Origin of the sequence: Halobacillus sp. A1-3 (assembly GCF_050971765.1) — a bacterium.
GTDB classification, from domain to species: domain Bacteria; phylum Bacillota; class Bacilli; order Bacillales; family Halobacillaceae; genus Halobacillus; species Halobacillus mangrovi_B.
In genome coordinates this window covers 165,710-175,082 of record NZ_JBPCEO010000010.1, presented here as the reverse complement: position 1 = coordinate 175,082, position 9,373 = coordinate 165,710, and the positions used below count along the sequence as shown (strand labels likewise).

Sequence of the window (9,373 nt, the reverse complement as noted above, 5' to 3'; positions counted from 1 at the left end):
TGCGAGACTTCCTGGTACGAGAGGATAATTCCTGGTACGCTAAATATAATCATAGGCGTTTTGTATATCCTTGCCAACATCTGGCTGACCATGGCAATAACAAAGAAGGCGATGAGTGTAGCTGGGACACTGTCGACTTCTTCCCATACTAAGGATATGTAAATGACCCAACCAATCATGCCGACGAGACCACATTCGATGATCGTATTTCTTGGCGCCTGATAGATGATTCCAAAGGCAGCTGATGCAAAAAAGCTTGCTATGGCATGTTCAATCAACATAGTCATTCCTCACGATCTCTAAAATAGTGCAAACATAACAGCAATACCTGCCCCAATTGCAAAAGCCGTTAAAAAGGCCTCCACCCCCTTGGCGAGTCCTGAGATAAGATGACCTGCCATCAAATCCCTTACAGCGTTGGTGATGAGCAGGCCAGGGACCAACGGCATGACAGAACCAACAACTACCTTATCAACTTCCTTCCCAATACCTAATGAAAAAAGGGAAAAGGCTGTAAAACCAATCAACAACGAAGCAATGAATTCAGAACTGCTTTTATAGAGTGAATGCATGGCCACCTTTTAGGTTATAACGGATCTGGAAAAGAGCTTGAAGAAATCCTGCCCCAAGTGGGGGTAAAGTGACCAACCAGCCCCAATACCTAAAACATAAGAAAAACGCTGAATCCCTTGTCTGGCAAAGGTTTCAGCGTTTAATTAGTTAGCGTCCCAGGAGGGATTCGAACTCCCGACCCACAGCTTAGAAGGCTGTTGGAATACGTATTATTACAATAGATTAAAGTTGTTTAGGTACCGTCAAATAAACCTTCTTTAGGATTTAAAATGTTATATACAAATCAAATTGGAGCGATAATAAAGAAATCCTGCCCCATTTCTGCCCCAAATGGGGCAGAGTTATTTATACCAAGTTTCTTTTTATAAACCCATTAGATTTCCATTTCCTGTATGACTATATCTAAAAACCATGTTATAACAAAATCTCCAAACATTATTTTGCTTTAGCTTCTGATTCCCTATCAACATCTATATACTTGGAACTTGATTGATTAGTAAATCGGGACACACCATAGAATACCACTGCACTTACAATTAAAGCTGGATAGATAGGATCAAGACCGAAGAATGGAACAATTCCCCTTTCAGCCAACACTACCGTGATACTTCCTAAAATTAAAGAGGCCATACTTCCTGCGGCACTGGCCCGCTCCCAGAAGTGTCCAACCACATAAGGTAAAAATGCACCACCAGCGCGTAAGGTGAAGGAGAACATTAAGAGAGTAATCAAATTAGCGAAATCAAATACTGCTATTGCATAGCTTAATCCACTTACTATCAGCATAGTCCAACGAACCATCTTCAGCAGTTCTGCGTCGGTTGCTGTTTTCTTGATATATGGATGATAAATATCATTAGTGAAAATTGATCCTGCCGCCAAAAGGTTACTAGAAGCACTGGACATAGTAGCCGATATTAGAGCTGAAAATAGAATACCAACAACCACGGAAGGTAATACTTCTACCGCCATAACAGGTAATGCGTATCTTGCACCTTGCTCCGCTATTATGCTACCGTCGATTAGCCCATTCTGCACCATTCCATACATCAGAATTCCGATAAAGGCTGGAATGAATGCGAAGATAACATACACGATTGAAGTTATATAAGAGGCATGCTTAGCTGCCTTTCCATCTTTTGCGGAGTAATATCTTTGAACAGCCTCTTGACCAACAGTAAAGGACGCCACATACATAACAACTAAGGCAAGTATTGTACCGAAACCAGCTCCATCGACCATACTCCATTTTTCGGTAGGCACATTAGCAGTCAGCTCTGTAAAACCACCACCGTAATCTAAGGCAAAAGGGATAATTAAGGCCATACCAGCTAGAATAAAAAACCACTGTACTACATCTGTGTAAACAACACTAAACATTCCACCCATAACACTATAAGCAGCTACTACAACTGTAACTACAGCTACGGATAGAGCGTAGCTCCAACCTGTCATAACGGAGAGGATTGTTGCGGAAGCGATCAACTGAACAGCAGTTAAACCGACCATAGGTAAGAGCATAATAACCGCAGTTACTAAGCCGTTTTTCTTTCCATATCGTTTAGAAAAGTATTCTGGGACAGTTTTAACAAGGGCTTTCCGTAAGTGGGGAGCAATAAACGATAAAATGATAAAAGCTACCGCCATCGCAGTTACATACCAGAACGCCGAAAATCCCCAATCCCCATAGGCCATCTCTACAACTCCAAGTGAAGATCCTCCCCCAACTTCAGTTGCTGCTAAACTTCCAGCTAGTAGCCAAGGTCCCATTTTTCTACCTGCAACTAAGAAATCCTCATTATTTTTGATTTTCTTAGAAGCTACAACACCAATTAATACCATAATGGCTAGATAAACCACTACGATGCTGATAACCGTTGTATTTACACCCATTTTTGTTCCTCCTCAAAAGTTTAGGCTGATTGGCGGTTACGAATTAACATTAACTACTGTGGTAGGATGAGAACGGCGGAAAACATGACCTGCTGGCTTCCGATAAGCTCTTTCCTCATCGATAATTACTTGACCATTGACTATGACTCTTTGGATCCCTCTATTAAATTGGCGAGGGCTTTCATATGTAGCCTGGTCAATGATTAGATCAGGATCAAACACAACAATATCTGCAGCCATCCCTTCACGAAGTACACCCCGATCCTGAAGACCAATAATTCTTGCCGGTTGAGATGTCATGCGACGGATCATATCTTCTAGTGGCAGAACATTTTCTTCTCTTACATACTTTCCTAGTATTCTAGGGAAAGATCCATAGGCACGAGGGTGAGGTTCTCCTCCAAGCAAGCCGTCACTTCCAATCGTTCCTGACGGATGTGCGAGTATCATTTTCACAGACTCCTCATCCATTACGAAATCAATCATACCTACAGCATTCTTTTCTTCTAGTATTAGATCCAGTGCAAGTTCAGCATAATCATGTCGTCCCTTCATAGCACCGATCTGTTCAATAGTTTTACCTACAAACGAGTGATTTTCGGGTGAATTGACTGAAGTAATGACTATACCATTCCAACCTGCCCATTTCGACATACTGTCCCAACCTTTTAAAGCATTAGCCATTTCCTCCACGATACGCTTTCTTAGCTGTGAATCTTCTAGCCGCTCTAACATCTTTTCTGTGCCTCCATCATGAGCCCATGGTGGCAATATTGCACTTAGCATCGTACTTCCAGCTGTATATGGATATTGATCAAATGTGACTTCTAAACCATCTGAGCGTGCTTGATCGATTTTAGCTAGTACATCAGGTGTTTTATGCCAATTATCTTTTCCGCAGTTCTTTAAATGGGAAAAATGAAGGTGAGCTCCACAACGTTTCATCATATCAATCAATTCCTGCATTGATTCTAGAATCTCATCACCTTCACTGCGTTGGTGAATGACAAGTGGCACCCCATACTCAGCAATCACCTGACATAAAGCTTCTAATTCATCCATTTCAGCAAAACAGCATGGGGGATAGATTAGTCCGGTAGATAGACCAACAGCCCCTTCATTCAGCGACCGCCTCAGAACCTCCTGCATTCGTTTAATTTCTTCAGATGTTGCGGGCCTGTTTTCTAATCCCATTACTTTCATCCTAATATTGCCATGAGGAGCAAGCGTTGCTATATTATAACTCGGTTCATTGCGTTCGATTTTATCTAAGTAGTCTTGTACTGTGTTCCAGTCCCATTCTATTGGTGGTGTACCATCCAGTCCCGCCAGATTCTTCCTCCAAGGAGAAACATAGTTATCAGGTAAAGGCGCTGCTGCAATACCATCCTGGCCCAACAGGTCAGTCGTAATTCCTTGTCGTACTTTCGCTTCGATTAACGGTTCGTCAAGAATGACAAGATCTGAATGGGTATGCATATCAATAAACCCAGGACTTACTACCTTGTGATCTACATCAATCACTTCACGCGCTTCAATATTGTTAAGCTTACCGATTCTTGCGATCTTTCCATCTTTAATAGCAATATCACCGTAATACCACGGTGAACCTGTACCATCGATAACTTTTCCGTTAGTAATTAGCAGATCATACATATTTAGATTCCTCCTTATTAGTTTCTATCTGACTTAAAGCTTTCATAATAGACGAGTAACCAGCAGTGGCTTTCACTAACTGATCAATTTCAATGTACTCATCATCAATATGAGCAAGTGATTCCGGGGATGGACCAAAACCAATCGTTGGAATGCCCGCCTCTCCAGCAAAATGACTTCCATTGGTACAGAAAGAATAGTGAGAAAGCTGAGAATCTAAACCAAGTGACACCAATTCTTGATGAGAAGTTTTTACAAATTCTTCCTGCTCATCATATAACCACCCTGGAAAAAACCGTTCATCACCAATAATCTCTCCTGTATAGCAACGCTCTTCTCCTGTGGCATAACTCACCTTCGCCTTAAATGTCGAGTCTTCTTGCTGAAGTTTCTCTATCAAATCATTTATAGGAGATAACACTGTTTCTTTAGTTTCATCGACTAGTAATCTACGATCAAATGTTGCCACACAATGTGATGGAACTACAGAAGCTCCTGGATAAGGAGAAGATTTAATATCCGTCAACTCTAAAATTCCTTCTCCCATAATTTCATGAGTGGCAACTGGAAGCTCTCGAATTGCTGATATTAATTTATTCATCTGATACACAGCATTTAAGCCTTTGTCAGGGTTGGAGGAATGTGCAGACTTTCCAAATGTTTCAACTACTATTTCAGCTCGTCCCCGTTGTCCACGGTTTAAGTTCAAATTAGATGCTTCACCAATCACGACGTAATCTGGATTCACTTTTTCACTGACTAGTCGAGTAGCTACTCCTTCAAAGCATTCCTCATGAACACTACAAGAGACAACAATCCTACCCGGAAAAGATTGATTAGTATCTTGTGCAAAATTTAATGCAGCTGAAATCATTGCACTAACGGCACCTTTCATATCAGAAGTTCCACGCCCGTATATTTTCCCGTCCTTTATCTCTGCAGAAAGAGGTTTAACCGACCACTCTTCCTCCTGGATAGGAACCGTATCAATGTGTCCATCAAACAAAACAGTTGGACCAGGGCGGTCACCATTCCAAATAAGCAAAACATTTCCGTAGTAATCTGTGATGACTTCATCTGCACCATGTTCAGTGGCGTACTCTCGAATCGCATCTGCTACATTCTTTTCTTCTCCGGAATAGCTTTGAGTTTTCACTAATGACTGACATAATTCAATAACATCTTGTTTTCGCTGATTTCCTAACATATAAAATTCCTCCTTCATTTTTAATTCGGATAATGTCCCTTCCATACGATATCGCGATAATGTTGAGCATCTGTATCTCCTTCAGTACTAATGAGTAGAACTCGTGCATTCTCACCTAATCCAAGCTCTTCAGTTATTGATGTATAGGTGGAATCCTTTTTTAAATAATGGAGCAATCCGAGTGTTACTGCCCCTGACTCTCCTGAAATGACACGCGGGTCATCTCCCAATGGATTTCCGTAAATTCGCATACCAAGTGCCGAAACCTCATTGGAACAAGAAATAGCGGCACCTGCATATTGCCTTAGAACTCGGAATGCTCGAGTATTAGGTTCACCACAAGCAAGCCCTGCCATAATAGTGTCCATATCTCCAGTAACCAATTCTCTATCGCCATCCGCTGTTGAAAATGAACGGTAATAACAATCTGCTTCATGAGGCTCTACCACTACTATAGTTGGAGCATCTTCTCTATAGTGCTCAACCATATAGGCAGCAATAGCACCTGCAAAGGAACCAACACCGGCTTGAAGAAAAAGATGAGTAGGTGGTTTTTCTTCATGACTTACAAGTTGACCGGTGATTTCCTTGGCCATCGCTGCGTAACCTTGCATAATCCACAATGGAATCTCGTCGTATCCGTCCCAAGCAGTATCTTGTACCATTATCCAGTTATTCTTTTCAGCCAGATTGGCACAATAACGAACGGCATTATCATAATTCATGTCGGATATATAAGCTTCTGCTCCTTCATTACGTATGGCTTCTAAACGTGCTTCAGAAGAACCTTTTGGCATATAAATCACAGATTGATATCCGAGTTCCTTTGCTGCCCAAGCTACTCCACGACCATGGTTGCCATCCGTAGCTGATATAAAAGTAAGGTCACCTAACTGTTCTTTAACTCTTTTTGAATTCAAAACATCAAAAGATAGATTTTCAATTTCCTCACCAATTTTTTCAGCTATACACTTAGCCATAGCATAAATACCCCCCATTACTTTGAAAGCATTTAATCCAAAACGTTGGGATTCATCTTTCACATATATTTCACCAACGTTTAGTTCTTTAGCGAGATTGTTTAATTGGTATAATGGCGTTTCTGTAAAGCTGCTATGGGATTTTTGAAGATCATGTACTTTAGCTATTTCTTTTTGGTGAAAAAAAGATAATTCTTGAAAATTATACTCACTTGAATAAAATTTGTTTTTCGTGTAATTAATTACTTTCAAGTCTGTCTTTTGCATCACTTTACCTCCTAATTCAATTGAGCTATTACTTCGATTTCTATTAGAGCGCCTTTAGGTATTGCCGAAACCTCGACACAGCTCCTAGCAGGTTTATGATTCGAGAAGTAATCTCCATAAATATCATTGACTTGCTGGAAGTCATTCATTGAGTCTAAAAATATGGTTGTCTTTATCACATCAGTTAAATGAAGATTTATTTCTTCAAGTAAGCCAGTGATATTATCTAATATTTGCTTTGTTTGTTCTGCAACAGTGTCACCAGTGATTTCACCACTATCTGAATTTAGAGGTAACATACCGGAAAGATATACTTGTCCGTTAGATATAACTGCCTGAGAATATGGACCAACTGCAGATGGTGCTTTTTTTGTTTTTACTTGCTTGATCATGGTCAACCTCCTTTATTAGCTTTCATCTATATAACATGCAATTTCCATGCCAAAGTTTAGAATATTGAGAAAATAACAATCACAAAAAAATACCAGTGACTGATATCTCAAAATGAGACCAAAGCCACTGATATTCCCTTATACCTTAAAGGTATCAAAATGAGACGAAGTATCAATATGGTACTTCTTAATCTTCCTAAACAGAGTAGCTCGTCCTATATTTAATAATTCACTTGCTTGTTCAATTGGCAGCTCATTTTTTTTGACATAAATAAGTGCTTTTTCAATAGTTTCTTTCTCCATTTTTTCAAGAGAGAATGAAGGAGAGGGTGACTGCCCCTGTTTTTCGATGTCCAACTTTCGAGAAATGATTGATTCTGCTTCTTCTAAAGTAATCCACCCATTTTGAATAAAGTTAAACAAATATTCAATGAAGTTTTTCAATTCTCTGACGTTACCTTTCCAACGATGATTAAGCATTAATTCTTTTACTTCTTTACCAAAGCCGAGAACATTAGCATTGAATTGTTCATTAAATTGTTCTATAAAATAATCGCTCAAAGCAAGAATATCTTCCTTACGGCTGCGGAGTGCTGGAATCATCATAGGAATTACGTTTAGCCGGAAGTATAAATCTTCACGGAACATTCCATCTTCAACCATACCTTGTAAGTTCCGATTTGTAGCTGCAATTACTCTAATGTCCACCGGTTTTGTTTTAGTACTCCCAAGCCGCTCTACTTCCATCTGTTGGAGCACTCGTAATAGTTTCACTTGTAATTGAGTGGGCATCTCCCCTATTTCATCTAAAAATATTGTTCCTTTATTAGCTAATTCAAATTTCCCTGGTTTACCTGTTTGATTAGCACCTGTAAAGGCTCCCTTTTCATAACCGAATAATTCACTCTCTAATAAATGGTCAGGAATCGCACCACAATTCACTGTTATGAAAGGTTGATCGTTTCTTGGACTCGCTCGATGAATAGCTTTAGCAAATTCCTCTTTACCTGTTCCACTTTCACCTTGAATCAATATACTCGAATGTGATTGAGAAGCTTTAAAGGCATACTCTTTTACTTCCTTTTGCTGAGGACTAATTCCGATAATCGATTCGAAGGATTTTTTCTTCTCTTCCACAGCCTTGTCCGCAAGATGTTGAATTTCCTCGACAGCTTGAATGATTAAAAGATACTCGCTAGCACGCTGGGATGTAACTAAGTTTTGTAAAGTGACTAATAGCTGCTGCTCTTGACCATTTATCGTGAGACTTACGGTTTGACGTTTATTCTGATATGTAAAATCTATCTTTTTTAAAAACTTGCAAACTTTTTTTTGAAATTCAGAAGTTGTCTTTTCATTAATTCCAAGTAGCATTTTAGCCTTTACGTTCATTTCAGCTAAGTTTCCTTGTTCGTCCACCATGATGATTCCTTGTTCTACCAAGTTCATCATTTTTGTCATCTTTAAAGAGTTATTAGTCACCTGCTCAAGCATTTCATGCTCATGCAATTTACTTGCCAATAAATTAGCCATTTTTTCAAGAAATTTTAAGATATCATCAGTATTCTCAAATAAACGGATACGCTGATCCTCATTAAAAGCAAGAAGTCCTATAACTCCTATTGGATCACCCTTATATGTAATAGGAGAGCATATTTCACCTGTCTCTGAACAATCCTGATAAAACAAACATCTTTTACACACAGATTCAAATCCAGGATTCTCTATAATTACCGGAGAGCCAGTACGTACCGCTGATTGATAAACTAAATCGCCTTCCATTTGATGAAGGACACCGCTTTTCTGCTCTCCAGTTCCTGCTACTCTAATAAAGTTATGGTTAGCAATTTCCACTTCTATCTTTAGTACGGAAGCAATTGCATCTGCAATATTTTGAACGGTTGGTTGGATATCCATCAAGTCCACTCTAATCCCCCCTCAATTTATTACAGTATAGCATGAGGGGGTTTTGAATTTTCTAATAATTAGTCAGAAAATCTAACAATAATTCTTTATATACGTTTATATATGCTCAATACAAAATATGGACAAAGTTTGCATTAATTAAAGCATTAAAACTGTTAATAGGGGTTTGCGTAGTTTTGAGGACTGTCATAGATAAAGAGTCATAATTATTAAAAGTTGAGAAATAAGAAGAGTACAAAAATAAGAGCACCTAATTAATTTTAGGTGCTTTTTTCTTCTGGACATTTCGATTACGGTCAACAATTCGTCTACATATAGCTTAGAAGGCTGTTGGAGTGGGGGTATGGTTGCACAAGAGAAAATATAACTAAATACTATTAAATCAACGTTTTTCTTGATTAATAATGATGAAGACAAATAAAACCGGGGCAGTAATAAAGAAATTCTGCCCCATTTTCTGCCCCAATTCTGCCCCATTA

At 39.2% G+C, this 9,373-nt stretch carries 7 protein-coding genes and 1 pseudogene; all 8 read right to left on the bottom strand.

All coding sequences use genetic code 11. The annotated features are described in order from the left end of the window. On the bottom strand, nucleotides 1–281 hold a 281-nt coding region (locus ACRYKC_RS17465), incomplete at its 3' end, for a threonine/serine exporter family protein (RefSeq protein ID WP_433808661.1). An 18-nt stretch (nucleotides 282–299) separates the two neighbouring features. After that, nucleotides 300–563, bottom strand: a pseudogene (locus ACRYKC_RS17460) (threonine/serine exporter family protein); the annotation flags it as partial. A gap of 445 nt (nucleotides 564–1,008) precedes the next feature. After that, nucleotides 1,009–2,466, bottom strand: a complete 1,458-nt coding sequence (locus ACRYKC_RS17455) for a sodium:solute symporter family protein (protein ID WP_433808659.1) — start codon at nucleotides 2,464–2,466, stop codon at nucleotides 1,009–1,011. Between the two features lie 36 nt (nucleotides 2,467–2,502). Next, complete coding sequence (locus tag ACRYKC_RS17450) at nucleotides 2,503–4,122, bottom strand: N-acyl-D-amino-acid deacylase family protein (protein ID WP_433808657.1); 1,620 nt, start codon at nucleotides 4,120–4,122, stop codon at nucleotides 2,503–2,505. Next, nucleotides 4,115–5,329, bottom strand: coding sequence for a YgeY family selenium metabolism-linked hydrolase (locus tag ACRYKC_RS17445; RefSeq protein WP_433808655.1), 1,215 nt, complete (start codon nucleotides 5,327–5,329; stop codon nucleotides 4,115–4,117). Before ACRYKC_RS17445 ends, ACRYKC_RS17450 begins: the two co-directional genes overlap by 8 nt. A gap of 20 nt (nucleotides 5,330–5,349) precedes the next feature. After that, nucleotides 5,350–6,576 carry a diaminopropionate ammonia-lyase gene (gene dpaL, locus ACRYKC_RS17440; RefSeq protein WP_433808653.1) on the bottom strand — a complete coding sequence of 409 codons (1,227 nt, stop codon included), beginning with the start codon at nucleotides 6,574–6,576 and terminating at the stop codon, nucleotides 5,350–5,352. An 11-nt stretch (nucleotides 6,577–6,587) separates the two neighbouring features. Continuing rightward, nucleotides 6,588–6,968, bottom strand: coding sequence for a RidA family protein (locus ACRYKC_RS17435; RefSeq protein WP_433808651.1), 381 nt, complete (start codon nucleotides 6,966–6,968; stop codon nucleotides 6,588–6,590). Nucleotides 6,969–7,106: 138 nt separating this feature from the next. After that, nucleotides 7,107–8,885, bottom strand: coding sequence for a sigma-54-dependent Fis family transcriptional regulator (locus ACRYKC_RS17430; protein ID WP_433808671.1), 1,779 nt, complete (start codon nucleotides 8,883–8,885; stop codon nucleotides 7,107–7,109). Between the last annotated feature and the right edge of the window lie 488 nt (nucleotides 8,886–9,373).